The following is a 25,262-nucleotide window of genomic DNA, read 5'->3' as shown; positions in this document are numbered from 1 at the left end:
GCCGGGCCCGGCTTTTTCTACTGCGAGCGCAGCACCCGGACGTCGGTGTCGTTGACGGCGATCAGGTCCGCGTCGCCGTCGGCGTCGACGTCCGCGGTGAGGGTCTTCTTGGTGCTGTAGAAGGGAGTCGTCGTCCACTGCGCGGGAGGGTCGAACCAGCGGTTCGCGGTGCCCGGCACCACCCTCGTGCCGTCCGCGTCGACGAGGATGAAGTCGGCCTTGCCGTCCCCGGTCGCGTCGGCCGCCAGAGTCGCCTTCCCGCCGCGGATGGGCGGGGCCCACGCCGTCAGCGGCAGCGTCGCGGTGCCGTTCGATCGGGCGGCCAGGGTGGGCACGTCGAACAGGCCGATCACGTCGGTGTCCCCTTCGCCGTCCAGGTCCGCCGCCAGGTTCCCGTAGTCGCCGGCGATCGTGTTGTTCAGCCACTGCGTGGGCGTCCCGAACCGTTCGACGCCGTAGTAGTCGACGATCGACCGCCACGAAGATGCCGCGCGGGGTCGAAGCCGTGGGCCGCGGGACCGCGATGGCGTCCGCGCGCCCGTCGCGCGGGTGTCCCGGTGGGGCCGCAGCGCACGCGGGGCGTCACGCCCCAACTCGGGCCGGCCCGCCGCAGCCCGGGGTCCGCGTGAGCACGGGTGCCGCCGCGGTGACGCGGCCTTGACAGGAGCCGTCCGAGGCTCCATGGTTGGTTACATGAGTAATGAACCGACGAACCGCCTCGTGCGGTGGTCGGCGTGAAGGACGACGGACGCCCGCTGTTCCTGCAGATCGCCGAGCAGATCGAGAACTCGATCGTCGACGGCAGCCTGGCCGCGGACACGCAGGTGCCCTCCACCAACGAGCTCGCGGCCTTTCACCGGATCAACCCGGCGACCGCGGCCAAGGGCATCAACCAGCTCGTCGCCGACGGGATCCTCTACAAGAGACGAGGCATCGGCATGTTCGTCGCCACGGACGCCCGCTCGCAGCTGCTCGAGCGGCGGCGGCGGGACTTCACGCGGCAGTTCGTCGCCCCGCTGATGGCGGAGGCGGGCAAGCTCGGCCTGGGTGCCGAGGAGATCAAGAAGCTGATCGACGTCTGGGAGCCGCAGCGATGAACGTGGTGCGCACGACCGGGGTGACCAAGCGCTACGGCCCCCTCGCCGCGCTCGACGGCGTCAGCCTCGAACTCGCCGGAAACACGATCCACGGCCTGCTGGGCCGCAACGGCGCCGGCAAGACCACGCTGATGCGGATCCTCACCGGGCAGGACTTCGCGACCGGCGGCACGGTGGAGGTCTTCGGGCAGCACCCGTACGAGAACGCCGATGTGCTTGCGCGGGTCTGCTTCGTCAAGGAAAGCCAGCACTACCCGGAGAAGTTCCGCGTGAAGCACGCGCTGCGGGCCGCGGGACTGCTCTACCCGAACTGGGACGAGGCCTGCGCCGCGGCGCTGCTGGCGGACTTCGCCGTCCCGGCCGGCGGGCGGATCGCCCAGCTGTCACGCGGCCAGCTCTCGGCGGTCGGGGTGATCATCGGGCTGGCTTCGCGGGCCGAGCTGACGCTGTTCGACGAGCCGTACCTCGGCCTCGACGCCGTCGCGCGCCAGCTGTTCTACGACCGGCTGCTCGCCGACTTCGCCGAGCACCCGCGCACGATCGTGCTCTCGACGCACCTGATCGACGAGGTCAGCGACCTGATCGAACACGTCGTGCTGCTCGACCGGGGCCGCGTGCTCATCGATACCGACGCGGAGTCGCTGCGCGGCGAGGCCGTCGCGGTGACCGGGCCCGCCGAAGCCGTCGAGCGCTTCGCCGCCGGCCACGAGGAACTGCACCGCGAGCGGGTCGGCGGTGCCCTGCGCGTCACCCTCACCGGCGCCCGCGACCGGTACGAGCCCGGGCTGGACTTCGAGCCGGTTTCGTTGCAGCAGCTGGTCGTCCGCACCACCCAAGGCCACGGCGGCCCGGTCGCCGCCGGGAAGGAAGCCCGATGAAACGCGTGCTCGACGTCGCGCGGATCCAGCTGGTCCACTGGCCGGTCCTGCTCGCCTACCCGCTGGCCATGCTGGCGGTGCTGCCCCTGCTTGGCTGGGGCATCGACGCCTCCAACGGCGTGGGCGCGCTCGGCGCGCACGAGATCTACCTGCTGCCGGCGCTGTGGGGCGTGGTCGGCCCCGCGCACCTGCAGTCGATGACGCAGGTGTTCCCCTTCACGCTGGGGCTGGGCGTGACCCGCCGGACGTTCGCCGCGGCCACCGCGCTGGTCGTCCTCGGCCAGGCCCTGCTCCTCGGGCTCGTCATGGTGGCGTTCGACGTCGTCGAGCGGTCGACCGGCGGCTGGGGCCGGGAGGCGCGGATCTTCGGGCTGGAGGCCTGGGGTGAGCACAACCCGTTCGCGTTGTGGCTTGTCTACAGTGGACCGCTGGTCGCGGTGTCCGCGATCGGGGTGCTGGCGGGCGTGGTGTTCCAGCGCTGGCGGCAGACCGGGATCTACCTGGCCCTCGCCGGCGCGGTCGCGCTGATCGCCGGCATCAAGGTCCTGACGGCGAAGCGGAACTGGTGGCCGGCCATCGCCGACTTCTTCGGCGGCCAGCCGTCGTTGGCGTTGTTCACGGTCTATCCACTGGTGTTCGCGCTGGCACTGGGCGGCGCGACGTGGCTGGTCCTCCGGCGCGCGACGGCGTGACCGGCGGCTGATTTCCGCAGGTCACAGCAGTTGACGAGCCCCGGCCGCGAGGTGGGGGCTCGTTGCCGTTCGCGGCACGCGGTTGACGTAGGCGGTCTGAAATTTCACCCCGCCGCGTGGTGCGCCAGCCGCTCGACGGCGGCGGCGGTCGCCGCGACGACGTCCGCGGTGCCCGGGGACAGGCCGTGCCGCCGGGCGATCCACTCGACCTCGTTGTAGGTCACCTGGGTCCGGCCGTGCTCGTCTTCCCAGACGAGGAACTTCAGCGGCAGGTCGATGCCGGCGACCTGGTTGTCCTGCATGAGCGTGGTGCCGCCGCGGGGGTTGCCGAAGATGAGCAGGAACGTCGGCCGCAGGGGCAGGTCGACCTCGGCGGCGTTCCGCGCGTGGTCGACCCGGGCGAACACGACGAGTCCGGCGCTCGTGATGGCCTGCTCGAGCCGTTCGACGGTCGTGTCCACCGGCCACGCGCTCGGGACGGTCGCCAACCCCTGCTGGTCCACGCATCCTCCTCGGGCAGGCGAACCGGGCGGTCACCACGGTACCGGTCCGGCGGCTCCGAAGCCGGGCCGCCGGACCGGTCCCGTCAGGCCCCGCGCACTCCGGCCGCGAGCCGTTGCGTGAGCCGTCCGAGCGCGGCCGGTCCGCCGTCGTCCGCCTCGAGGAGCGTCTTCACCAGGGCCGATCCGACGATCACCCCGTCCGCGAACCCGGCGACCTCGGCCGCCTGGCCCGCGTCCGCGATCCCCATGCCGACGCAGACCGGCAGCTCGGTGACCGCGCGGAGACGGCGTACCAAGACACCGGCGGCCTCGTCGACCGACGCGCGCGTGCCCGTGACGCCCATCAGCGCCGCCGCGTAGACGAACCCGGTCCCGGCCGCGACGGTTTCCGCCAGCTGCGCGTCCGTGCTGCTCGGCGCGACCACGAACACGGTGGCCAGCCCGTGTTCGGCGGCGTGCCGGCGCCACGACGCGGACTCCGCCACCGGCAGGTCCGGCAGCACGCAGCCCGAGCCCCCGGCCGCGGCCAGCTCGCGGGCGAACCGCTCGACGCCGTAGCGGGACACCGGGTTCCAGTACGACATCACCAGCACCGGTTTGCCCGTGGCCGCGTGGACTTCGCGCACCGTGCGCAGGACGCCGGCGATCCGGACCCCGCCGCGCAGCGCGATGTCGTCGGCCATCTGGATGACCGGGCCGTCCAGCACCGGGTCGCTGTGCGGCAGGCCGACCTCGACGATGTCCGCGCCGGCGTCGAGGGTGGCCCGGAGCGCCTCGATCCCGCCGTCGACGGTCGGGAAGCCGGCGGGCAGATAGGCGATGAGCGCGGCCCGGCCGGCCGCCTTCGTCCCGGCGAGGGTCTCGGTGAGCAGAGGCAGGCTCATCGCGCTTCCTCCAGTCCGAAGTGGACGGCGGCCGTGTCGAGGTCCTTGTCGCCGCGGCCGGACAGGTTCACCAGGAGGAGGGCGTCCGGGCCGAGCTCGGCGCCGACCTCGAGGGCGCCGGCCAGCGCGTGCGCGCTCTCGATCGCCGGGACGATGCCCTCGGTCGAGGCGAGCAGCCGGAACGCGTGCATCGCTTCGTCGTCGGTGACCGGGCGGTAGCCGGCGCGGCCGGAGTCGTGCAGGTGCGCGTGTTCCGGTCCGACGCCGGGGTAGTCGAGCCCGGCCGAGATCGACCAGGCTTCGCGGATCTGGCCCTCGTCGTCCTGCAGGACGTAGGAGCGGGAGCCGTGCAGGACACCCGATTCGCCCGCCGACAGCGACGCCGCGTGCTCGCCGCTGCCCACGCCGTGGCCGGCGGCCTCGCAGCCGACCAGCCGCACGCCGGGGTCGTCGAGGAAGGCGTGGAACAGGCCGATCGCGTTCGATCCGCCGCCGACGCAAGCGATTGCGGCGTCGGGCAGCCGCCCGGTCCGCTCCAGGAGCTGGCGGCGCGCTTCGACGCCGATGACGCGCTGGAAGTCGCGGATCATGGCGGGGAACGGGTGCGGCCCGGCGACCGTGCCGAACAGGTAGTGCGTGTCCTCGACGCGGGCGACCCAGTCGCGGAACGTCTCGTTGATGGCGTCCTTGAGGGTGCGGGACCCCGACGTCACCGGGACGACCTCGGCGCCGAGCAGCCGCATCCGCGCCACGTTGACCGCCTGGCGCTTCATGTCCGTCTCTCCCATGTAGACGGTGCAGGCGAGGCCGGTCAGCGCGCAGGCGGTGGCGGTCGCGACGCCGTGCGAGCCCGCGCCCGTCTCGGCGATGACGCGGGTCTTGCCCATCCGCTCGGCCAGCAGTGCCTGGCCGAGCGCGTTGTTGACCTTGTGCGAGCCGGTGTGGTTGAGGTCTTCGCGCTTGAGGAAGACCCGCGCGCCCCCGGCGTGCGCGGCGAAGCGCGGCACCTCGGTGAGCGCGCTCGGGCGCCCGACGTAGTGGGCGAGCAGGTCTTCGAACCGGGCGACGAAGGCGGGATCGTCTTTCGCCCGCGCGTATTCCGCGGCGACCTGGTCGACGGCGGCGACGAGCGCCTGCGGGACGAATTGCCCGCCGAAGGCACCGAAGTACCCGTCGGCGGTGGGCAGGGTTCCCGGCGCGGCCGGGAAGAAGAAGTCGTGCGTCATGGCAGATGTGCTCCTGACCCGGGACGGAGTCCGTCCGGGTGGGTTCGTGGCTGGTCGGGGATCACCGGAGCGCACGAACACGCGGGATCACCGGGGGAGCGGCTCCCTCAGCGACCCGGCGTGGTGCGCGGCGCACGCTGCCATCGCATCCCGTCGACCTGGCCCGCCTCGGAGCCGATCGCGTACCGCACCCGCCGCCCGCGCACGCGCCGGGCGGGCGCCTGGCAGCCACGCGGCCGGCGGCCACGGGCGAAGCGGACGGTGAGGGGCACGAGGCCACCTTAACCCGCGGGTGCTCGCCGGTGTACCCGTTTCCGGCCGTGACGACGGATGTCGTGCGTCACCCCGGCGGCAGTCGCCATTCGTCGGGTGTACTCCGCCCCCGCGCGAACCCAAGATGGGAGGAAACGAACGCTGGAGGTGTGGTGGAAGACCTGGAGACGACCGAGGTCCACCGGAAGGTCGCGGAGCACCTGCGGGCGGTGCACGAGCCCGCGTTCGGCCGGCCGCACTCGATCCGCGAACCCCACGTGACGGCCGACGGCACGCGGGCCGTGGTGACCGGCGCCGTGTTCGACGAGCTGGCGGGCGTACCCCGGACCGCCGTCTACACGGCCGAGGACGGCGAGCTCCGGCCGGTGACCGCCGGGCAGGGTTCGTCGCGGGGCGCGCGGTTCTCGCCGGACGGGAGCACGCTCGCGTTCCTGTCCGACCGTCGCGAGGCGGGCGTGTTCCAGCTCTCCCTGCTCGACGCCGGCCGGTTCGGGGAGGCGCGGCCCGCGCCGGACGTCCCCGGCACCGTCGAGTACGCCCACTGGTCCCCGGACGGCGCCAAGGTCCTGCTCGGCGTGGCCGGGCTCGGCGCCGACCTGGCCGGTGGCCAGGGTTCGGGCACGAACTCGAAGGAGACCGCGGAAAAGCCGTCGTGGTTCCCGGAGCTCGACGACGGAACCCACGACGGCGGGTGGCGGAGCCTGTGGGTCTACACCGTCGGGACCGACGAGGTGACCCAGGTGTCCCCGGCCGGGCTGAACTGCTGGGAAGCCGGCTGGTGCGGCTCCGACCGGGTGGTGGCGATCGCGTCGGACGCGCCGGGTGAGGACGAGTGGTACGCCGCCCACCTGACCCTGATCGACCTCAGCGGCGACGCCCGCAAGCTGCTCGGCAGCGACGTCCAGCTCGCCCTGCCCGCCGGTTCCCCGGACGGCGCGTGGGTGGCGGTCGTCGAGGCCGTGTGCAGCGACCGGTGGGTGGTCGCGGGTGACCTGGTGCTCGTCGAAGCCGCGACCGGGGCCGTGCGGCGGATCGACACGCTCGGCGTCGACGTCACGCAGGTGCAGTGGATCGACGCCGAGCGCCTCGGGTACGCCGGGTTGCGCCGGCTCGACTCGGTGGCCGGGATCGTCGAGGGGGACAAGGTCACGGAGGTGCTCTCGACCGGGCTGTCCTGCAGTGCCGGCGGGTTCCACCCGCAGGGCGCGTTCACCGCCGACGGCCGGTTCCTGACCGTCCAGGACTCCTACGAGCTGCCACCGGAACTGGTGCTGGACGGTGCCCGGCTCGCCTCCATCGCCCACCCGGGGACCGACTTCGTCCGGTCGGTGGCGGGGACGGCCGAGGCCGTGACCTGGACGGCGCCGGACGGCCTGGAGATCGACGGGATCCTGTGCCGCCCGGCCGGCGACGGCCCGTTCCCGCTGGTCGTGAGCATCCACGGCGGCCCGATCTGGTCGTACCAGAACTCCTGGTCGATGCGCTACGCGTGGGTTCCGCTGCTGGTGGAGCAGGGGTACGCCGTGCTCAGCCCGAACCCGCGCGGCAGTTCCGGGCGCGGCCAGGAGTTCGCCGCGCGGGTGGTCGGGGACATGGGTGGCGCCGACACCCACGACTACCTCTCGGGCATCGACGCGCTCGTCGAACGCGGGGTCGTCGACGGCGCCCGGGTCGGGCTGATCGGAGGCAGTTACGGCGGGTTCATGTCGTCCTGGCTCGTCACCCAAGACACCCGCTTCGCCGCCGCGGTCCCGATTTCGCCGGTGACGGACTGGTACAGCCAGAGCTTCACGAGCAACATCGCCGCGTGGGGCAACCGCTTCCTCGGCGCGGACCCCGAGCAGCCCGGCACCCTCGCGCACACGCGCAGCCCGGTCCTGCACGCGAGCAAGGCCCGCACGCCGTGCCTGAACATCGCCGGTGCGCGGGACAACTGCACGCCGCCCGGCCAGGCGAAGGAGTTCCACCAGGCGCTGCTCGCGCACGGGGTGCCGTCGGTGCTGGCGATCTACCCCGAGGAGGGCCACGGCGTCCGGGCGTTCCCCGCCCAGCTCGACTTCCTCGCGCGGACGCTGCAGTGGTTCGAACGCCACATGCCCGCGTCCTGACGAAAGCCGGCCGCGGCACCCCGCCGCGGCCGGCAGGTGCCCATCCGGTGTGAAGTGCCTGCGCCAGCACCAAAGGCGGTCTCCGCGACGGTGGTCATTTTCCTCCTCGGGCCGGGTGCCGGGGCGTCATGCCCAGCTGTTTCATCACGAAGGCGAGCCACGAGGTGTGCTCCTCGATGGCGACGTCCTTGTCGGTGGCCCAGCCGTGGCCGACGTCGCGCCAGACCCGCAGCAGGACGGGGTTCGGCCCGGCGGTCGCGGCCTGCACGCGGGCGGCGAACTTGCGGGCGTGCCACGGCGGGCAGCGTGGGTCGGTGTCCCCGGCGTCGAGGTAGATCGCCGGGTAGTCGACGCCGTCGCGGACCAGGTGGTACGGCGACAGCGACGCGAGCCGGCGGACGTCGTCCGGGTCGTCGAGGTCGGCCAGCTCGAGGTCGACGACGTAGCGGCCGTACCCGTCCCGGGTCGCCCCGATGGCGTCCAGGAACGGCACTCGCGGCACGGACACCGCCCACAGCTCCGGCCGGAGCGTGGCGGCGACGCCGGCCAGCAGCCCGCCGTTGGAGCCGCCGCTCACGGCGAGCAGGCCGGGGCTCGTGACGCCGGTGGCGACGAGGTCTTCGGCGATGGCGTGCAGGTCCTCGTAGCAGTTCTTCTTGTTCTTCTGCTTGCCCTGCTCCCACCACTCGCGGCCGAACTCGCCGCCGCCGCGCAGGTGGACGTGCACCAGCACGCCACCCGCGTCCACAAAGGACGACATCGGGCCGAGGAAGACGGGGTGCCACGGCGCGTTGAAGCCGCCGTAGCCGAAGACCATGGCCGGGCGCGGCCGGGTGAGCCGCAGGTCCGTGCGCCGGACGAGGTGGTACGGGACCCGCGTCCCGTCCGGTGAGGTGGCCCAGCCGTCCTCGACCACCGTGTCCGGAATCGTCGTCCGGGGTGCGGACAGCTCGTCCACAGTGGACCCCGGCCGGTGCCGGTAGTAGCCCGCCGACGTCGTCAAGGTGGTGAAGGCGAAGGCGTACTCGTCGTCGAGGCCCTCGGGGTACAGCGCCATCAGCGGGAACGGCAGCTCGACCACGGCACCGCGGCCGGGCAGTGGCACGTGCCCGGCGAGCTCGCCGCCGGCGGTGAAGATCCGGACCTGGCTGTAGGTGTCGTCCAGGCCGAGGACGTAGAGGTGGTCGCCGACCGGCGTCACCGACCGGAGCGCGACGCGGGATTCGGGCACCAGCTCGTCCCAGGTGGACGGATCCGACGGCGCCGGGCTGTCCAGCGCGATGGCGACCACCCGGCCGCGGGGCGCGCCGAAGTCGGAGACGGCGATCCACCGGTCGCCGACGAGGTGCCCGTACAGGCCGCCGACGGACGCGTCGGTGACGAACGGCCGCCAGACCGGTTCGGGGGAGCCGTCGAGGTCGGCCACCGCGACCGGGATCGGGGCCAGCAGGTGCTGGACGGCGATCGCGCGCTTGCCGTCGGTGGAGAACACGACGGTCCGGTAGTCCTGGTCGGGCAGCCACGGCGCGTCGACCGTCGTGGTCTTGCCCGATTCGGGCCGGTGCAGCAGGACTTCGTGCCGCAGGTCGGTGTTCTCGCCGAGCATGGCGGTGAAGACGAACCCGCTGGAGTCGGGCAGCCACCGCGCCCCGCCGGTCCAGTTGTCGAGCAGCGGCTGCGCCGGTGCGGGCAGGCGTTCGCCGCTGACGGTGTCGAGCAGGCGGATGGTGTTGCGTTCACTGCCGTCGTCACAGACGCCGACGGCGACGTACCGGCCGTCCGGCGACGCGGTCACCCAGGAGACGAACGGCGCCTTGGCCGGGTTCTCCTGGGCCGCGTCGAAGATCACCTCGCCGTCGCCGAAGCGCTCGTCGGAGAGGATCACCCGCGCCTGCGTCGCGCCTTCGGGGATCTCACTGCGCACCCACCGCCGTCCCGCCGGCGCGGGGTACGACCCGGAGCGCGCGGTGAAGAAGTGCCGGACGCTCTCCCGCAGCGTCTCGAAGTGCGGCCAGTCGCGGACGTGGGAGTCGGCGAGGGCGGCCTGCTCGTCCTGCCAGCGATCGACTTCCGCGGTGCGGTCTTCCAGCCACTGGTACGGGTCGGGGAAGTCGACGCCGGCCACCTGGACGATGCCGTCCACGGTGCGGGTCTCGGGGTAGCGCGTCATCGGATGTCCTTCACGACGCGGCCGCGCTGGAGCACGACCTGCACTTGCGCGGGGTCGTCGAAGACGAGCGGGTCGGCCAGGGGATCGCTCCCGAACACCGTCAGGTCGGCCAGCTTGCCGGGCTCGATCGTGCCGACCTCGTCGCCGATCCGCAGCACCCGGGCGTTGTCCCGGGTCGCCGAGACGAGCGCCTGCATCGGCGACTCGATCTCGGCGCGGAGCACCAGCTCGTACCCCCGGTGGTCCTGGTTCGGCCCGACGTAGTCCGAGCCGGACCCGATGAGCACCCCGGCCGCGCGGGCGGCGCGGATGGCGTCGGCCTGCCCGTCGATGACGTTCCCGACCCGCTCGCCGATGTGCGCGGGCAGCCCGGCCTCGGTCGAGTCCTTGAGGAGGGCGTGCGCCACCGCGAGGGTGGGCACCAGCGCGACGCCCTTTTCGGCCATGAGCGCGGCCATGTCCGCGTCGACCGCGGATCCGTGCTCGACGCACTTCGCGCCCGCCTCGATGGCCGTGCGCAGGCCGGCGTTGTTGTGGGCGTGGACCGTCACGTAGGTGCCGCGTGCCCGCGCTTCGGCCACGGCGGTGGCGATTTCGTCGTGCGTGAACTGGGTGTCGCTGAGCTTGTCGTGCCGGGACACGACCCCGCCGGTGACGCACATCTTGAGGAAGCCCGCGCCGCGCCGGAACGCCTCCCGGGCGTTGCGCCGCACGGAGTCCGGGCCGTCGGACAGCAGGGACAGCGCCACCAGGCCGGGGATCTGGCGGGCGTCCCAGTCGTCGGCGGAGTCCCACTCCGCGCCGAGGTAGCCGTGGCCGCCGGTCTGCGCCAGGAGTGGTCCACAGTGGAGGATGCGCGGGCCGGGGATCCGGCCGTCCGCGACGACCCGCGCGAGGCCGTCGTCCACGCCGCCGGTGTCCCGCACGGTCGTGAAGCCCGACTCCAGGGTCCGGCGGCAGTTGGCGAACATGTCGGCGGCGATCTCCGCGACCGACAGCTGCCGGGACGTGCTCAGCTTGTCCAGGTCACTGGAGAGGCCCAGGTGGACGTGCGCGTCGATGAGCCCCGGGGTGAGGTACTTCCCGGTGAGGTCCAAGACGTCCGCGCCGGGCGGCGGTGTGCCGCCGACCGCCGAGATCCGGCCGTTCTCGACGAGGACGGCCTGCCCCGGGACCGGATCCGCGCCGGTCCCGTCGATGACGGTCGCTCCTGCGAGCCACATGAAGTACTCCCGTCCGTGCGTGGGTGACACCCCCACTCTCGGCCGTGACCCCGTCCTGGGCCAATCAACATCCGTTGCTCGCCGCGGGCCGGGATCGCGACAGGTGTCGGGCGACGGCGGGCGGCGGGCCCCGCACACTGGGTCGCGGGGAGCACAGGGAGGACGAAGACGATGAGTTCGGAAGTCAGCGCGGACGTCGTGGTGGTCGGTGCCGGGGTGATCGGCGCGGCGATCGCGCTCGAGCTGGCCAGGGCGGGCCGCCGGGTGGTCGTGGTGGACCGCGCGAGCGGCGCCGGGCAGGGCTCGACCAGCGCGTCGAGTGCCGTGGTGCGGTACAACTTCTCCACCCTCGCCGGCGTGGCCGCCGCGTGGGAGTCGCACTTCTGCTGGTCGGCGTGGGGCGAGCACCTCGGCCACGACGTCGGCGCGCTGGCCCGGTTCGAACGCAGCGGTCTGGTGATGCTCGACGTGGCCGCCGCCCCGCGCGCCGGCTGGCTGCCGCTGTTCGACGAAGTCGGCGTGCCCTACGAGGAGTGGGACAGCGCGACCCTCGCCGACCGCGTCCCCGGGATCGGCACCGGCCGGTTCTGGCCGCCCAAGCGCATCGACGACGACGCGTTCTGGGCCGACACCGCGGAGACGCTGGGCGGCGTCTACACCCCCGACGCCGGGTACGTCACCGATCCGCAGCTCGCGGCGCAGAACCTGGCCGCGGCCGCCGCCGAGGAAGGCGCGTGGTTCCGGTTCCGGAGCACGGTGTCCGGAGTGGAGTCAGCCGGCGGCCGGGTGCGCGCCGTCGTGCTCGCGGACGGGGCGAAGATCACCGCCCCGGTCGTGGTCAACGCCGCGGGACCGTGGTCGGGCAAGCTCAACGCACTGGCCGGGGTCGGGTCGGACTTCACGATCGGCGTGCGGCCGCTGCGGCAGGAGGTCGCCCACGTGCTCGCGCCCGAGGGCTACCACCCGGCCGGCGGGGTGGGCCCGTCGGTGGCGGACATGGACCTGGGCACCTACTTCCGCGGCGAGGTCGGCGGCGGCCTGCTCGTCGGCGGCACCGAGCCGGAGTGCGACCCGCTGCAGTGGCTCGACGACCCCGACGACGCCGCCCCGAACCCGACCATGGCCGTGTTCGAAGCCCAGGTGACGCGGGCGGCGCGCCGGCTGCCCGGGCTGCGGGTGCCGAACCGGGCCCGCGGCGTCGTCGGCGTGTACGACGCCGCGGACGACTGGACGCCGATCTACGACCGCACCGAGCTCCCGGGGTTCTACGTCGCGATGGGCACCAGCGGCAACCAGTTCAAGAACGCCCCCGTCGTCGGCAGGCTGATGGCGACGCTGATCGACCAGGTCGAGGCGGGCGCCGACCACGACACCGAACCGGTCCGCTACAAGGGCGTCCACACCGGCCTGGAGATCGGCCTCGGCGCGTTCTCCCGCAGACGCGCGCGCAACACCGGCAGCTCGGGCACGGTGATGGGCTGAGCGGTCCCCGCTGGGCTACCGTGGAGGGAAGCCGGGAAGGGGGCGCCGTGCCCGACCGCGATCTCCAGTCCATCGTGGACGAGCTCGCCGAGCGCCTGCGGCGCTCGGTCGCGATCGACGACCCCGCCATCCGCCTCTTGGCGGCGAGCCGCCACTTCGGTGACGAAGACGCCCTGCGCGTCAGCTCGGTCATGAACCGGTCGGTGGAACCGCGGATCGTCGACCACATCCTCGCCCAGGGCATCGCCCGCTGGGTCGCACCCGGCGTCGTCGACGTCGAAGGCGCGGCCCCGCGGCTGTGCGCGCCGGTGCGCTGCAACGGCATGCTGCTCGGCTACCTGTGGCTGATCGACAAGGACGGCACGTTCACCGAGAAGGAGATGGCGGCCGCCGGCGAGGCCGCCGCCACCGCCGGGGCGATGCTGCTGCGCCGGCTGCTGCTCCACGAGCGTTCCAAGGCGCGGCAGGAAGGCATCCTGCGCGAGCTCGTCTCCGGCGACCTCGCGGTGCGCGCGCAGGCGATCGAAGACCTGCGGGCCGAGCAGCTCTTCGGGGACGAGAGCAGCCACTTCACCGTGCTCGCCGTGCAGTGCCCGGCGTCGCAGGCCACCGCCGCGCCGCAGGAGGTCGCGTTCGAGGCGGCGGTCGAAGACGGGGTCCGCGCCGTCGCCGACGACGTCGCGCTGATGGCGGCGAACCGGTCGCGCGCGTGGATCCTGCTCGTGCACCGGGTTCCGCCGTCCCGCGGCCTGGCCGAGTCGATCGCCGAGCGGATCACCGCCCGCTTCCGGCGGCTCGGCGACGAGCACGCCCGGCCGGTCTTCGGGCTCGGCGGCACCGTCACGACCCTCGGCGAGGTCGTCACGTCGTACCAGCAGGCGGTGCTGGCCGCGCGCGCGGCACTCCTGCTGCCCAGCATCGGCGCCTTCGCCCGCTGGGGCGAACTGGGTCCGTACGAGCTCCTGCTGAAGCTCCCGGCCGAAGACCTCCTCGACGCGTCCTCGGTGCCGGCGCTCGCGGCGATCGAGCAGGAGGACACCCACCACGTGCTGATCCCGACGCTGACCGACTTCTTCGACCACGGCGGGAACATCCAGCGCACGGCTGACTCGCTGCGCATCCACCGCGCGACGCTGTACCAGCGGCTCAAGCGGATCGAGCAGATCACCGGGTGCAGCCTGGACTCCGGCGACGACCGGCTCATGCTGCACCTCGGTCTCAAGCTGCGGATCATCGCCGCCGCGTACCGCGACCACCCGGGCCGCTGAAGGTAGACGAACGTCGTCCCGGCGACCGTCCGGACGCGACATCCGGCGCTGGTTGCCGGCCGGGCCACCACCGCACACTCGAACGACTTCAGCGAGCACCACCCATGGAGGCGTGATGAGCGTGCTTTCGTCCGACCGGGCTCGAACCACGAAGATGCGACGCGGGGTCCTGATCGCGTCGTCGGTGGGGAACTTCGTGGAGTGGTTCGACTTCACGTTGTACGGGTACACCGCCGGCGTCCTCGCCCTGACGTTCTTCCCGCCGGGCAACAGGACCGCGGCGCTGCTGGGCACGTTCGCCGTCTACGGCGTGGCGTTCATCGCCCGGCCGCTCGGCGCGGTCGTGTTCGGCCGGATCGGCGACCGCCGCGGCCGCCGGAACGCGCTCAGCCTGTCGATCATCCTCATGGGAGCGGCGACGGCGGCCATGGGCCTGCTGCCGGGGTGGTCGTCCGCCGGTGTCCTCGCCCCGGTCCTGTTGCTCGTCTGCCGCCTGGTGCAAGGGTTTTCCGCGGGCGGCGAGTACACGGGAGCCCTGACGTTCACCGTCGAGCACGCCCCCGACGGCCGCCGGGCGTGGTACATGGGCCTGGTCGGGTCGTCCACGATGCTCGGCGCGGTGGGCGCCACCGCCACGGCGCTGATCTTCCGGTCGGCGTTCGGCGACCGGTTCGCGGCCGAGGGCTGGCGGTGGATGTTCGTCCTCGCCGGGCTCGTCGCGCTCGTCGGCCTGGTCCTGCGCCTGCGGGTCGAGGAAAGCCCGGTGTTCACGGAGATGCGTGCTTCGGCCCCGGCCCGCCCGTTCCGCGAGCTGGTGCGCGGGCACTGGCGGACGCTGCTGGTGCTGTTCGCGTACTTCGCCGTGCTCGGCCTGCTGACCCACATGTTCCTGGGTTACCTGCCCACGTACCTGAACGAAGCGATCGGGATGCCGAGCGGAACGGTGCTGGCGCTGACGACGGCGGCGAACCTGGTGTCGATCCCGGTGGCCCTGTGGTTGTGCGTCCTGGCCGACCGCCACGGCCGCCGCATCCAGATCCGCCTCGGCGCGTTCGCGGCGGTGGTCCTGATCGTGCCGGCGTACCTGCTGATCGGCACGGGCAGCCTGGTCGCGGTGGTGGTGGCGCTGCTGGCGTTCGTGTTCGCGGTGTCCCTGCTCCAGATGGGCGCGCTGTCGGTGCTCGAGCTGTACCCGACGAGCGTCCGGTTCAGCGGGATGGCGTTGCCGTACAACGTGGCGTACGCGGTGTTCGGCGGCACGGCACCGCTGGTGAGCGAGCTGCTGGTGAACGGGACGGGGACGTTGATCGCCCCGGCGGTCTACGCGAGCGTCGTGGCGCTGATCGCGTTGCCGGTGCTGGTGAAGGGGATTCCGGAGACGAAGGGCGCCAGCCTGCGCGATGTATAACGCCCTATGCGCCGGGGACCGGCTCGATCACCGTGGTCCCCGGCGTCGGAAATCGGTACTTGACAAGCCCGCGGCCGCCGTTCAATCTCTCTAATTAACCGTACGGTACATACCTGACCGGTTAGTTACCTGGACTGCACCGGCGCACCCACGGAGGAGATTGACGTGACCGATCGTCCGGAGGGTGCCGCCGCGCCCGTGGGCAGGCCCGCCAAGGCGGCCTTGGCCGCGTGGATCGGCAGCGCCCTCGAGTACTACGACTTCTTCATCTACGGCACGGCCGCCGCGCTGGTCTTCAACAAGATCTTCTTCCCGGCCTCCTCCCCGGCGACCGGCACGCTGCTCGCGCTGTCGACCTTCGGCGTCGGCTACGTGTCGCGGCCGCTCGGGGCGCTGCTGCTGGGGCACCTGGGGGACAAGTTCGGCCGCAAACGCGTGCTGCTGGCGACCTTGCTCCTGATGGGACTGTCCACTGTGCTCGTCGGCTGCCTGCCGGGCTACGGGACGCTCGGCGTGGCCGCGCCGATCCTGCTGGTCGCGCTGCGGTTGCTGCAGGGCCTGTCCGCCGGCGGTGAGCAGGCCAGCGCGAACTCCATGAGCCTCGAACACGCTCCCGAGCACCGCCGCGCCTACTACACGAGCTTCACGCTCAGCGGCACGCAAGCCGGGCAGATCCTGGCCACCGCGGTGTTCCTGCCGGTCGCCGCGTTGCCGCAGGAAGCGCTGCTGTCCTGGGGCTGGCGGGTCCCGTTCTGGCTCAGCGCCGTCGTCGTGCTGGTGGGCTACTACATCCGCCGTTCACTCGACGAGACGCCGGTGTTCCAGGAAGAGGTCGCGAGTGGCGAAGTCGTGAAGCTGCCGCTGGCCGTGCTGCTGCGCGACCACTGGGCCGACGTCCTGCGCGTCGTCGTGGCCGCCTTGATCGCTTCCGTCAGCACGATCTTCACCGTCTACGCGCTCAGCTACGCCGTGAACACCGTGGGCCTGAACAAAACCCCGATGCTGTGGGTCGGCGTGCTGGCCAACGTCGCCGCCGTGGTCACGATCCCGTTGTGGGCCAAGTTCTCCGACCGCTTCGGCCGCAAGCGGATCTTCATGGCCGGCTCGCTGGGCTGCGCGATCCTGATCTTCCCGTACCTGGGCGCCATCGCGGCCGGCAGCTACCTCTGGATCTTCGTCGTCGGCATCGGGATGTTCGGCATCGTCTACACCGCCACGAGCGCCGTGTGGCCGTCGTTCTACGGCGAGATGTTCCCCGCGCGGGTGCGCCTCTCGGGCACCGCGATCGGGACGCAGATCGGGTTCGCGATCAGCGGGTTCCTGCCCACCATCGCGGTCGGGGTCACCGGGACGGGCCCGGGCGCGTGGATCGGCGTCGCCGTCTTCACCGCCGCGCTGTGCCTGGTCAACATCATCGCCGTGGCCACCGGGAAGGAGACCTACCGGGTGCCGACCGCGCAGCTGGGGCTCAAGGAACCGGTGCGCGACGAGGTCGGCGTCGCGCGATGAGCGAGTTCGAGGTCTACGCGCTCTGCTACGGCCGGCGCACCGGGTACCGCGGTGAGCACTTCCTGGGCTACGACGGGGATTCCGCCGAATCCCACCCGACCGCCTACTACGTCTGGCTGGCGGTTTCGCCGGAGCACACGGTGCTCGTCGACGCGGGCATCCGGGCGGACCGGGCGCGCGAGATACCCGGGCTGGACTACGTCGAACCCGTCCGGCTGCTCGCCGACCTCGGTGTCGACCCGGGGACCGTCGACCACGTCGTCCTCACGCACCTGCACTACGACCACTGCGGCACGGTGGCCGGCTTCCCGGGCGCGCGGTTCGTGGTCCAGCGGTCCGAACTGGACTACTGGACCGGTCCGTGGGCGAAGCGGATCGAGCGGGAGCGGTGGCTGCTCGACGAAGTGGCGCTCGACCACCTGCGGGCCGCGCCGGTCGACCTGGTCGACGGGGACGCCGAGGTCGTGCCCGGGATCAGCGTGCACCTCGTCGGCGGGCACACCGCCGGGATGCAGGTCGTCCGGGTCGAGACCGCGGGCGGTCCGGTCGTGCTGGCCTCCGACGCGTGCCACTTCCACGAGAACCTCGAGCGCGACCTCCCGGCACCGCTGCTGCACTCGATGACCGGCGTGTACGGCGCCTTCGACCGGGTCAAGGAGCTGGCCGGAGCGGGTTCGGTCGTGCCGGGCCACGATCCGGCGGTGCTCGCCCGGCACCCGCCGGCGGGGGAGCGGATCGTGCGGCTCAGCGCGTCGTCAGGTAGCTGACGAGCATGTCGGCGACCATCCGCCGGTGGTGGTCGCGGAGGGCGGGGTCGAGCATGTCGCGGTCGAAGATGGCGTTGAACGTGTAGCGGTTCGCGGTGCGGAACACGCAGAAGGCGCTGATCGCCATGTGCACGTCGAGCGCGTCGACGTCTTCGCGGAACTGCCCGGCTTCGCGGCCGCGCGCGAGGATGCGGGTGAGCACGTCGAGCGCCGGGTTGGCCAGGTTCGACAGCGCTTTCGACCGCGCGATGTGCTCGGCGCGGTGGATGTTCTCGATGCTGACCAGCCGCACGAAGTCCGGGTGGGACTCGTGGTGGTCGAACGTGAGCCCGGCGAGCTGCCGGATCGCCTCGGCCGGGTCGAGGTGGTCGACGTCGAGGTCCTGTTCGAGGGAGCGGATGACCGTGTAGGCGCGTTCGAGGACCTCGACGAACAGCTGGTCCTTGTTGGTGAAGTAGTAGTAGATCATCCGTTTGGTGGTGCGGGTCTTCGCGGCGATCTCGTCCACGCGGGCGCCGTCGAAGCCCTTCTCGGCGAACTCGCGGGCGGCGGTGTCGAGGATCTCGGCCCGCGTCCGGTCCGCGTCGCGGATGCGCCCGCTGTTCGCCACTGCGTCCGACGATGGTGCTGCCACGGACTTCCTTCCTCGCGCCGGCTGGTGTTCCCACTGTAGGACGTTGTCGCGGCCCTTCACGGCGGCGACACCATGAGGTACAAATAACGTACTGGTTCGTACATTACGGGAGTGCTCGTGACCTTGTCTTCAGCGATCGACGCGATCCGCGCGCACGCCGCGCGGGCGACACCGGGCACGGTGCTCACCGGGCTGATCGGTGCGGGCATCGGGCCGTCGCTGAGCCCGCCGCTGCACGAGACCGAGGCGCGCCGGCTCGGCGTGGAGCTGGTCTACGCCCGTTTCGACCTCGACGACTTCGGCGTGCCGGCCACCGCCGTGGGTCCGCTGCTGGCCGCGGCTCGCGAAGCGGGGTACCGCGGGCTGAACATCACGCACCCGTGCAAGCAGGTGGTGCTCGAGCACCTGGACGAGCTGTCCCCCGACGCGGCCGCGCTGGCGGCGGTCAACACGGTCGTGTTCGAGGAGGGCCGCGCGACGGGGCACAACACCGACTGGTCCGGCTTCGCTCGCGGCCTCCGCACGGGACTGCCGGACGCGGCGCTCGGGTCGGTGGTGCTGCTGGGCGCGGGAGGTGCCGGTGCCGCGGTGGCCCATGGCCTGCTCACGGCGGGGGCCGGCGAGGTCCGGGTTTTCGACCTCGACGCCGGCCGGGCCGCGGAACTCGCCGCAGCGCTTGCCGGCCGGTTCGGGGAGGGCCGCGCGTCGGTGGGGGCGGGGCTTGAGGCGGCGCTTGGCGAGGGTAGCGGCTCGGCGGGCCTCGAGACTGCGCCCGGCGCCCGGTCCGGCAACAGCCGCGCGTCGGCGGGGGCGGGGCTTGAGGCGGCGCTCGGCGAGGGTAGCGGCTCGGCGGGCCTCGAGACTGCGCCTGGCGCCCGGTCCGGCAACAGCCGCGCGTCGGCGGGCACAGGCCTCGAGGCGGCGCTGGGCGAGGGTAGCGGGGCGGCGGGGCTCAAGCCGGCGCCCGGCGCCCGGTCCGGCAACAAACGCGCGTCGGCCGGCACAGACCTCGAAGCGGCGCTCGCCGCCGCCGATGGGCTCGTGCACGCCACCCCGACCGGCATGGCCGCCCACCCCGGGCTCCCGCTGCCGGCCGCGCTGCTGCGCTCCGACCTGTGGGTCGCCGAGGTCGTCTACCGCCCGCTCGAAACCGAGCTCGTCCGCACCGCCCGCGCCGCCGGGGCCCGGGTGCTCGACGGGGGCCGCATGGCGGTTTTCCAAGCCGCCGAAGCCTTCCGGCTGTTCACCGGCACCGAACCCGATGCCGCGCGGATGCTGCGTCACTTCGCCGCGCTCACCACTTTTCCCGAAAGGCAGCCCGCCGATGTCCTCGACTGAAGCCCGCCGTTCGATCGCCACCGTCTGCCTGTCCGGCACCCTCGAAGACAAGCTGACCGCGGCTGCCCGGGCCGGGTTCGACGGGGTCGAGATCTTCGAAAACGACCTCGTCGCCTCGTCCTGGTCGGCGAAGGAGATCGCCGAACACTGCGCCGAGCTGGGCCTGTCGATCGACCTGTACCAGCCGTTCCGCGACTTCGAAGCCGTGCCGCCGGACGTGCTCGCCCGCAACCTGCGGCGCGCCGAGCTCAAGTTCGACGTCATGGACCAGCTCGGCGCGGACACGATGCTGGTGTGCTCGACGGTGTCGCCGGACGCCGTCGACGACGACGACCTCGCCGCCGAACAGCTGCACCTGCTCGCCGAACGCGCCGCCGCGCGGGGCATCCGGATCGCCTACGAAGCGCTGGCGTGGGGGCGGTTCGTCAACACCTACGAGCACTCGTGGCGCATCGTCCGCCGCGCCGCCCACCCCGCGCTCGGGCTGTGCCTGGACAGCTTCCACATCCTCTCGCGCGGCAGCGACCCCGCCGCGATCCGCACGATCCCCGGTGAAAAACTGTTCTTCCTGCAGCTGGCCGACGCACCAAGGCTGCAGATGGACGTCCTGCAGTGGAGCAGGCACCACCGGCTCTTCCCCGGCCAGGGCGCGTTCGACCTGACCGCGTTCACCGGGCACGTGCTGGCGGCCGGCTACCGCGGCCCGTTGTCGCTCGAGGTGTTCAACGACGTCTTCCGCCAGGCCGACCCGGGACCGGCGGCGGTCGACGCGATGCGGTCCCTGCTCAGCCTGCAGGAAACGCTCGGGGTCACCGACCTGCCGCCCGCCCCGGCGCTGTCCGGGCACGCGTTCGCCGAGCTGGCGGTCCACGACGCCTCGGCGCCCGGACTGGCGGAAGCGTTGCGGGGACTGGGTTTCGCCGAGACCGGCCGGCACCGGTCCAAGCCCGTCCGGCTGTGGCGGCAGGGCGACGCGCGGATCCTGCTCAACAGCTCCGGTCCCGGGGGCGCATCGGTCGGCGCGATCGCCGTCGAGAGCGCGGACCCGGTCGCGTCGGCCCGGCGCGCCCAGCGCCTGCTCGCTCCGATCCTGCCGCGCGGCCACCGCGCGGACGAGGCGGACCTGTCGGCGATCGCCGCGCCTGATGGGACGTCAGTCTTCTTCTGCCGCACCGGCGCCGACACCGCGGACAGCTGGCTCGGCGACTTCACGCAGACCCCGTCGGACGGCGACGGGGCCGGGGTGACCGGGATCGACCACCTGGCCCTGACCCAGCCGTTCGACCACTTCGACGAGGCGGCGCTGTTCTACCGCGCCGTCCTCGGCCTGGAACCGGAGCCGGTGACGGAGTTCGCGGCGCCGTTCGGGCTGGTGCGCAGCCGCACGGTGGCCGACCCGTCCGGCCGGGTCCGCATCGCGCTCGAATCGGCCCTGCTGCGGCGCGGGGAGTGGGCGCCGGGGGTGCGTGAGCCGCAGCGGATCGCGTTGAGCACCGGCGACGCGCTCGCGAGCGCCCGCCGGATGCGCGAGCTGGGTGCGCCGCTGCTCGAGATCCCCGGCAACTACTACGACGACCTCGACGCCCGGCTGGCCCCGGACCCCGCGCTGCTGACGGCGTTGCGGCAGCAGTCGGTGCTCTACGACCGTGACGAGCGGGGCGAGCTGCTGCACTTCTTCACCGTCGTGCTCGGTGGCCGCGTGTTCTTCGAGGTGGTGCAGCGCATCGGCGGCTACGCGGGCGATGGCGCCGTGAACTCGCCGGTGCGGATGGCCGCGCACCGAAGGCAGCGGCGGGATGCGTAGCCCACAACATCGTGCGGCCCACCGGTGGGCACGCGGTCGGGAACGCCGCGCTCAGCCCGGCGGCCAGCGCTGGTCGGCGAGGTCGGCCAGCGGGGCGTTGACCAGCTGACGGCGGCGCGTCGGCGTGAGCCGTTCGTAGGCCGGGAGCATGTCGGTCTCGATCCACTTCCACCGGTCCGCGAACACCGTGATGTCGCCACCCGGCACCACTTCCCGGAACGGTTTCCCGCCGGGGATCGGGGACTGCGCCTCGGCCGACATGCGTTTCGGGATCTGGTCGAAGTCCGGGATGGCGCGGATCGACGCGTAGAACGGCGCCAGCACCACTTCCTGTTCCCGGCGCAGCAGCGCCCGGTTGCCTCGCCGGACCCGGTCGGGGTCGCCGGTGGCGATGTCGCGCCAGGCATCGATCAGGCCGGGCGGAGCGGCGGCCTCCAGCGCCGGCAGGCCGTCTTCCACGAACGCCTGGTGCTGCCAGGCCAGGTCGTCGAAGATCGCGCGCTGGGCGAAGAGCAGCTTCACCTGCACGCTCGAGGCGTAGCCGATCAGGACGTCGGCCGTGACGACCTGGTCGGCCGTCATCGCGGCCGCGTCCATGGTGGCCTGGGTGACGCCCAGCCCGCGGTACACCTGGGCGCCGGCCAGCTTCGCCATCCCGGCCCACCGCAGGTTCTCGTTGCGGTTGAACAACTCCATGTCGTAGGCGTAGACCCGCTCGACGATCGGCCGGGTGGCGGTGAACCCCGCGTCCGGGTCCCACCGGGCGGGGTCGATGCCGGCCGCCCGAAGCGCGCGTTGCCGCCAGTCCGCCACCGACCGGGCCGGCGGGGTGGAGACCACCGGAGCGGGCGGGGCCGCCAGCGACGGGTGCACGACGCTCGTCCGGATGGCCTGCCATTCCCGGGCCAGTGCCCGCTCGGCGGGCCGGATCGTCCGCCCGCGCAGTTCGGGGTGGCGGGTGTGGAACACGACGTCGGTCAGCCAGTTCTCGTCCCGCCTGCCCCCGGCGACGAGCAGGCGGACGGCCTCCTCCGCGTGCCCGGCCCGGATCGCCGTCCGCACCCCGGCCGGCAGCCGCAGGAGCGTGTCCGCCCAGCTCTCCAGCTCGCCCTGCACGGAGAACGTGACGGTCACGGCGTCCTCGCCGAGGCCGGGACCTGCGCGCGGAGGGCGGTGATCTTCTGCGTGAACTCGGTGTTCTTCAGGTGCGTTCCCGCCGACTCGTACTCGAAGTCGGCGCTGACCAGCGACGGCGCCGCGGGCAGCGCGCCCTGCCCGATCCGTGCCGCTCCGTGCTCGTCGATGAGCCAGGGGACCGCGGTGAAGTTCCGCTTCCGCAGCGGGGCGTCCCCCCACCACGCCGACGCGGGACCCCACCAGCCCCGGGCGGCCGCGGCGGCCTGCACCGCCGTCGCCATCGCCACCTGTTGCGCGCCGGCCGTCTGCAGCAGCTGCTTGAACTGCTGTGTGAGCGCCGCGTCGGTACCACCGTCGGCGCGGAAGGCGGCCGCGGCGACCAAGGTGCCGAAGAGGTTGGACGGCAGGTCTTCCGGCGAGAACGACGAGTTGTCGAGACCCGGGCCGGGGACGCCGAACGTCGCGATCTCGTGCTCGACCGAATCGACGTATGCCAACTGTTGCGCGAGCGCCAGCCTTCGTTCGAGCGGGATCTCGCGCAGCAGGCGGGCCGAACCGTGGAACAGGTCGACAGTGGTGCCGGCGGTCGCCTGGCGTTGCAGCTGGTTCAGCGCCCACAGCGTCACATCCGCGGTCTCGCGGGCGTGGCCGAGGTCGACGAAGCCGAGCTTGCGCGTGTAGACCTCGCCCAGCGGGTCGACCGGGGCGGTCCCGTGCGTGCCGAGACCGGCCAGGTCGAGGACGGCGGGCCCGAAGAGCAGGCAACACAGGCGCCCGAACGGTTTTCCCCGCGGTACCAGCCGGTCGAGACCCGTCTTCTTCAGCCGGAGGAACGGCCGCACGACGTGGTCCCTGATCCGGGTCCACCGGTCCTTGAGCTCCGGCGGATCGCCCGCCTTGATCTTCGCGGCCGTGCCCGGGAGCGCCCGGTAGCCGAGGTCCGTGAGCTTGTTTTCGTCGCGCTCACCCCCGGCGAACGCGGCGTGCACGGCGTTCGCCGCCAGGACTTCGCCGACGAGGTTGCCGAAGAACCCGCCGGTGTTCTCCCCTTCGAGCCGGGGCCGGACCTCGTCGTCGCGGATCGCCCGCCACTCCTGCGCCAGCGCGGCGTCGCCGGGCTCGATCGGCCGGCCGCCGAGCTCGCGGTGCCGGGCGTGGAAGACGAGGCCGGTCAGCCAGTCCGCGTCCCGGACCCCGCTGTCGACGAGCAGCCGCACGGCGCGGGCCTCCTCCTGCCGGTCGAACGCCGCGCGGACCTGTTGCGGCGCTTGGGTCAGCTCGGTGGCCCACAGGAGGAGCTCGCCCTCGACGGAGAACGGGCCCGGCTCCGCCTCCTCCTCGTCGGCGACGGACACCGCCGGCCCTTCGGGGGCGGCCGCGAACGGGCTGACCAGCTCGCCCGCCCACCGCCGCTCCGGCTCCTCGGCGAGCGGGCCGCCCGGCTCGTCGTGCCACTCGGGCTCGTAGCCCGAGTCCTCTCCCTCCGCCAGGGGATCGGGCGGGGTCCACGCCCAGGTCGTCGCGCTCTCGGCCGGCACGGCGCTCACCCCTTCAAGGCCGGGGCCGAGCCGTTGAGCGGCGCCATCGCGGCCGGCGACGCCGCCGGCACCGGCACCCGCAGCGGCTGCCCGCCCGTCGGCAGGGCCCGCGCGGGGCTCTCCTTGACCCGTTCACCGGTGGCCGACTGCCAGTTGTTGATCGTGTCGAGGACGTCCCGGAAGATGTTGGTACCGCTCGTGAACAGCGTCGTCGCGGTCGTCTCGGTGTCGAACAGCCCGAGCTCGATCCCGCGCAGCAGCGTCGACATCGGCTCGGCCAGGTCGAACAGCTCCCGGGACCGCAACGCCGGCGTGATCCCGACCTTCTGGCCCAGCGCCCCCAACCGGTCGGCCGCGCTGCTCGCCTGCGCCTGCAGGTCGACGATCAGCGACGTGTCGCTGTCCACGGTCAGGTGGAACCAGTTCAGCATGGTGACGTAGGCGAACTCTTCGCGGGCGAGGGCGCCGCCGCGCCGGCGGTTGCCGAGCAGATCCTTGAGCGCGCGGGAAAGCAGCGCGATGTAGCTCGGGTCGGTCGGGTTGGCGCCACTGTTGTTGGCCCGGTTCTCCACGCCGATCCAGATCTGCCGCAGCAGCTCGCTCCACTTCTGCCGGAAGTCGTGGTTGACCGGCCCGGTCAGCTCCTTCCAGTCGGACAGCGGCCCCGAGCCGGCCCACAGCGGCGGCACCGCGTGCGCGAGGTCGAGCCCGAACATCCGCCAGTAGGCGTTGCGGCGGTTGGTCCGGTCGAACGGGCGGACCTGGCTGAGCACGCTCGCCACCGAGAACGTCGGCAGGTCGCGGAAGAACAGCTGCTCGGTCGCCCGCAGCCACGCGATGCTGTCCGGGGACAGGACCCCCATCGTCTCGCCGACGACCAGCCGCCGGACCACCTCGGCGAAGATCTCGACGATGCCGGTGCTCTCCAGGACGTAGGCGTAGGCGAGGTGGTGCCACAGCAGCGGCGGGCAGAACAGCTCGTTCGGCCGGCCGCTCCACTCGAACGGGCCGGTGGTGGTGATGCCGGACGGGGCGAGGAAGGCGTCGAGCCCGTCGGTCGAGAAGAACGGGTCGTCGCCCGGCTGGGTCGGCAGGTCCAGCGCGTCGAGCACGGTGTCGTCGAAGAACCGGGCGAAGAAGACCAGGTCCTTCTCCCCGGACGGGTCGGGGATCTGGGGCGTTCTTCGCGCCGAGTCCCAGATTTCGTCGAGCAGGAAGGCGAGCTGGTTCGGGTGGAGGCGGAACACGCGCTGGGCCCCGAGTTCGGCGTTCTGGTTGCCGAGGGCCTTGGCCAGTGGGAAGAACATGGTGGTTTCTCCTGTC

The 25,262-nt window shown here is 72.6% G+C and carries 22 protein-coding genes; 11 read left to right on the top strand and 11 right to left on the bottom strand.

What is annotated here, in order from left to right:
* Nucleotides 1–17 precede the first annotated feature (17 nt).
* Nucleotides 18–593, bottom strand: a complete 576-nt coding sequence (locus ACZ7PG_RS04405; protein WP_470237673.1) for an FG-GAP-like repeat-containing protein — start codon at nucleotides 591–593, stop codon at nucleotides 18–20.
* Between the two features lie 132 nt (nucleotides 594–725).
* On the opposite strand from ACZ7PG_RS04405, the gene ACZ7PG_RS04400 reads away from it, so the two are divergent.
* From ACZ7PG_RS04400 to ACZ7PG_RS04390, 3 genes are read left to right on the top strand one after another with little or no spacing between them, the layout of a single operon-like run.
* The gene (locus ACZ7PG_RS04400) at nucleotides 726–1,097 is read left to right on the top strand and encodes a GntR family transcriptional regulator (RefSeq protein ID WP_470237672.1); all 372 of its coding nucleotides are present in this window, start codon (nucleotides 726–728) and stop codon (nucleotides 1,095–1,097) included.
* Nucleotides 1,094–1,975, top strand: a complete 882-nt coding sequence (locus ACZ7PG_RS04395) for an ABC transporter ATP-binding protein (RefSeq protein ID WP_470237671.1) — start codon at nucleotides 1,094–1,096, stop codon at nucleotides 1,973–1,975. Before ACZ7PG_RS04400 ends, ACZ7PG_RS04395 begins: the two co-directional genes overlap by 4 nt.
* Nucleotides 1,972–2,667, top strand: coding sequence for a hypothetical protein (locus ACZ7PG_RS04390; RefSeq protein WP_470237670.1), 696 nt, complete (start codon nucleotides 1,972–1,974; stop codon nucleotides 2,665–2,667). Before ACZ7PG_RS04395 ends, ACZ7PG_RS04390 begins: the two co-directional genes overlap by 4 nt.
* A gap of 104 nt (nucleotides 2,668–2,771) precedes the next feature.
* On the opposite strand, the gene ACZ7PG_RS04385 is transcribed toward ACZ7PG_RS04390, so the two are convergent.
* The 4 genes from ACZ7PG_RS04385 to trpM all read right to left on the bottom strand — a co-directional run bounded on the left by ACZ7PG_RS04385 (nucleotide 2,772) and on the right by trpM (nucleotide 5,552).
* A complete protein-coding gene (locus tag ACZ7PG_RS04385) occupies nucleotides 2,772–3,170 on the bottom strand; it encodes a DUF302 domain-containing protein (RefSeq protein ID WP_470237669.1) in 399 nt (132 codons plus the stop codon).
* 83 nt (nucleotides 3,171–3,253) lie between these two features.
* A complete protein-coding gene (trpA, locus tag ACZ7PG_RS04380) occupies nucleotides 3,254–4,048 on the bottom strand; it encodes a tryptophan synthase subunit alpha (RefSeq protein WP_470238993.1) in 795 nt (264 codons plus the stop codon).
* 2 nt (nucleotides 4,049–4,050) lie between these two features.
* A complete protein-coding gene (gene trpB, locus ACZ7PG_RS04375; RefSeq protein ID WP_470237668.1) occupies nucleotides 4,051–5,280 on the bottom strand; it encodes a tryptophan synthase subunit beta in 1,230 nt (409 codons plus the stop codon).
* A 107-nt stretch (nucleotides 5,281–5,387) separates the two neighbouring features.
* Complete coding sequence (gene trpM / locus ACZ7PG_RS04370; RefSeq protein ID WP_470237667.1) at nucleotides 5,388–5,552, bottom strand: tryptophan biosynthesis modulator TrpM; 165 nt, start codon at nucleotides 5,550–5,552, stop codon at nucleotides 5,388–5,390.
* A gap of 153 nt (nucleotides 5,553–5,705) precedes the next feature.
* Here trpM and ACZ7PG_RS04365 point away from each other — a divergent pair, with 153 nt between their 5' ends.
* Nucleotides 5,706–7,661 carry a S9 family peptidase gene (locus ACZ7PG_RS04365; RefSeq protein ID WP_470237666.1) on the top strand — a complete coding sequence of 652 codons (1,956 nt, stop codon included), beginning with the start codon at nucleotides 5,706–5,708 and terminating at the stop codon, nucleotides 7,659–7,661.
* Nucleotides 7,662–7,755: 94 nt separating this feature from the next.
* Here ACZ7PG_RS04365 and ACZ7PG_RS04360 read toward each other — a convergent pair whose 3' ends face one another.
* Complete coding sequence (locus ACZ7PG_RS04360) at nucleotides 7,756–9,831, bottom strand: prolyl oligopeptidase family serine peptidase (protein ID WP_470237665.1); 2,076 nt, start codon at nucleotides 9,829–9,831, stop codon at nucleotides 7,756–7,758.
* Nucleotides 9,828–11,054 (bottom strand): metal-dependent hydrolase family protein, encoded by a 1,227-nt coding sequence (locus ACZ7PG_RS04355; protein ID WP_470237664.1) that lies wholly within the window; start codon nucleotides 11,052–11,054, stop codon nucleotides 9,828–9,830. Before ACZ7PG_RS04355 ends, ACZ7PG_RS04360 begins: the two co-directional genes overlap by 4 nt.
* A gap of 171 nt (nucleotides 11,055–11,225) precedes the next feature.
* On the opposite strand from ACZ7PG_RS04355, the gene ACZ7PG_RS04350 reads away from it, so the two are divergent.
* The 5 genes from ACZ7PG_RS04350 (at nucleotide 11,226) to ACZ7PG_RS04330 (ending at nucleotide 17,488) form a co-directional block, all read left to right on the top strand.
* Entirely contained in the window at nucleotides 11,226–12,536 is a 1,311-nt protein-coding gene (locus ACZ7PG_RS04350; RefSeq protein WP_470237663.1) for an NAD(P)/FAD-dependent oxidoreductase, read from the top strand.
* 47 nt (nucleotides 12,537–12,583) lie between these two features.
* On the top strand, nucleotides 12,584–13,804 hold the full coding sequence (locus tag ACZ7PG_RS04345) for a PucR family transcriptional regulator (RefSeq protein ID WP_470237662.1): 1,221 nt from the start codon (nucleotides 12,584–12,586) through the stop codon (nucleotides 13,802–13,804).
* Between the two features lie 115 nt (nucleotides 13,805–13,919).
* The gene (locus ACZ7PG_RS04340; protein WP_470237661.1) at nucleotides 13,920–15,212 is read left to right on the top strand and encodes an MFS transporter; all 1,293 of its coding nucleotides are present in this window, start codon (nucleotides 13,920–13,922) and stop codon (nucleotides 15,210–15,212) included.
* Nucleotides 15,213–15,377: 165 nt separating this feature from the next.
* Nucleotides 15,378–16,721 carry an MFS transporter gene (locus ACZ7PG_RS04335; RefSeq protein ID WP_470237660.1) on the top strand — a complete coding sequence of 448 codons (1,344 nt, stop codon included), beginning with the start codon at nucleotides 15,378–15,380 and terminating at the stop codon, nucleotides 16,719–16,721.
* Complete coding sequence (locus tag ACZ7PG_RS04330; protein ID WP_470237659.1) at nucleotides 16,718–17,488, top strand: N-acyl homoserine lactonase family protein; 771 nt, start codon at nucleotides 16,718–16,720, stop codon at nucleotides 17,486–17,488. The genes ACZ7PG_RS04335 and ACZ7PG_RS04330 overlap by 4 nt, the downstream gene beginning before the upstream one ends.
* Here ACZ7PG_RS04330 and ACZ7PG_RS04325 read toward each other — a convergent pair.
* The gene (locus ACZ7PG_RS04325; RefSeq protein ID WP_470237658.1) at nucleotides 17,466–18,122 is read right to left on the bottom strand and encodes a TetR/AcrR family transcriptional regulator; all 657 of its coding nucleotides are present in this window, start codon (nucleotides 18,120–18,122) and stop codon (nucleotides 17,466–17,468) included. The two genes, ACZ7PG_RS04330 and ACZ7PG_RS04325, sit on opposite strands and share 23 nt — an antisense overlap.
* A 117-nt stretch (nucleotides 18,123–18,239) precedes the next feature.
* On the opposite strand from ACZ7PG_RS04325, the gene ACZ7PG_RS04320 reads away from it, so the two are divergent.
* Both ACZ7PG_RS04320 and ACZ7PG_RS04315 read left to right on the top strand, forming a co-directional pair.
* On the top strand, nucleotides 18,240–19,460 hold the full coding sequence (locus tag ACZ7PG_RS04320) for a shikimate dehydrogenase (protein WP_470237657.1): 1,221 nt from the start codon (nucleotides 18,240–18,242) through the stop codon (nucleotides 19,458–19,460).
* Nucleotides 19,447–21,264, top strand: a complete 1,818-nt coding sequence (locus ACZ7PG_RS04315; RefSeq protein WP_470237656.1) for a bifunctional sugar phosphate isomerase/epimerase/4-hydroxyphenylpyruvate dioxygenase family protein — start codon at nucleotides 19,447–19,449, stop codon at nucleotides 21,262–21,264. The genes ACZ7PG_RS04320 and ACZ7PG_RS04315 overlap by 14 nt, the downstream gene beginning before the upstream one ends.
* 51 nt (nucleotides 21,265–21,315) lie before the next feature.
* Here ACZ7PG_RS04315 and ACZ7PG_RS04310 read toward each other — a convergent pair whose 3' ends face one another.
* The 3 genes from ACZ7PG_RS04310 to ACZ7PG_RS04300 are packed head-to-tail and all read right to left on the bottom strand — an operon-like array spanning nucleotide 21,316 to nucleotide 25,246.
* Nucleotides 21,316–22,398 (bottom strand): hypothetical protein, encoded by a 1,083-nt coding sequence (locus ACZ7PG_RS04310; RefSeq protein ID WP_470237655.1) that lies wholly within the window; start codon nucleotides 22,396–22,398, stop codon nucleotides 21,316–21,318.
* Nucleotides 22,395–23,939: a DUF4056 domain-containing protein gene (locus ACZ7PG_RS04305; protein WP_470237654.1), complete on the bottom strand. Its 1,545-nt coding sequence runs from the start codon at nucleotides 23,937–23,939 to the stop codon at nucleotides 22,395–22,397. Before ACZ7PG_RS04305 ends, ACZ7PG_RS04310 begins: the two co-directional genes overlap by 4 nt.
* Before the next feature lie 5 nt (nucleotides 23,940–23,944).
* The gene (locus ACZ7PG_RS04300) at nucleotides 23,945–25,246 is read right to left on the bottom strand and encodes a hypothetical protein (RefSeq protein ID WP_470237653.1); all 1,302 of its coding nucleotides are present in this window, start codon (nucleotides 25,244–25,246) and stop codon (nucleotides 23,945–23,947) included.
* Between the last annotated feature and the right edge of the window lie 16 nt (nucleotides 25,247–25,262).

This window comes from Amycolatopsis sp. NPDC114504 (assembly GCF_055633595.1).
This window is presented reverse-complemented; position numbering and strand designations above follow the sequence as displayed.

What these genes read in the sequence shown, in the direction of transcription:
- ACZ7PG_RS04395 (WP_470237671.1), top strand. Translation starts at nt 1,094, where the DNA reads ATGAACGTGGTGCGCACGACCGGGGTGACCAAGCGCTACGGCCCCCTC.
- ACZ7PG_RS04390 (WP_470237670.1), top strand. Translation starts at nt 1,972, where the DNA reads ATGAAACGCGTGCTCGACGTCGCGCGGATCCAGCTGGTCCACTGGCCG.
- trpB (WP_470237668.1), bottom strand. Translation starts at nt 5,280, where the DNA reads ATGACGCACGACTTCTTCTTCCCGGCCGCGCCGGGAACCCTGCCCACC.
- ACZ7PG_RS04360 (WP_470237665.1), bottom strand. Translation starts at nt 9,831, where the DNA reads ATGACGCGCTACCCCGAGACCCGCACCGTGGACGGCATCGTCCAGGTG.
- ACZ7PG_RS04355 (WP_470237664.1), bottom strand. Translation starts at nt 11,054, where the DNA reads ATGTGGCTCGCAGGAGCGACCGTCATCGACGGGACCGGCGCGGATCCG.
- ACZ7PG_RS04350 (WP_470237663.1), top strand. Translation starts at nt 11,226, where the DNA reads ATGAGTTCGGAAGTCAGCGCGGACGTCGTGGTGGTCGGTGCCGGGGTG.
- ACZ7PG_RS04340 (WP_470237661.1), top strand. Translation starts at nt 13,920, where the DNA reads ATGAGCGTGCTTTCGTCCGACCGGGCTCGAACCACGAAGATGCGACGC.
- ACZ7PG_RS04330 (WP_470237659.1), top strand. Translation starts at nt 16,718, where the DNA reads ATGAGCGAGTTCGAGGTCTACGCGCTCTGCTACGGCCGGCGCACCGGG.
- ACZ7PG_RS04315 (WP_470237656.1), top strand. Translation starts at nt 19,447, where the DNA reads ATGTCCTCGACTGAAGCCCGCCGTTCGATCGCCACCGTCTGCCTGTCC.
- ACZ7PG_RS04300 (WP_470237653.1), bottom strand. Translation starts at nt 25,246, where the DNA reads ATGTTCTTCCCACTGGCCAAGGCCCTCGGCAACCAGAACGCCGAACTC.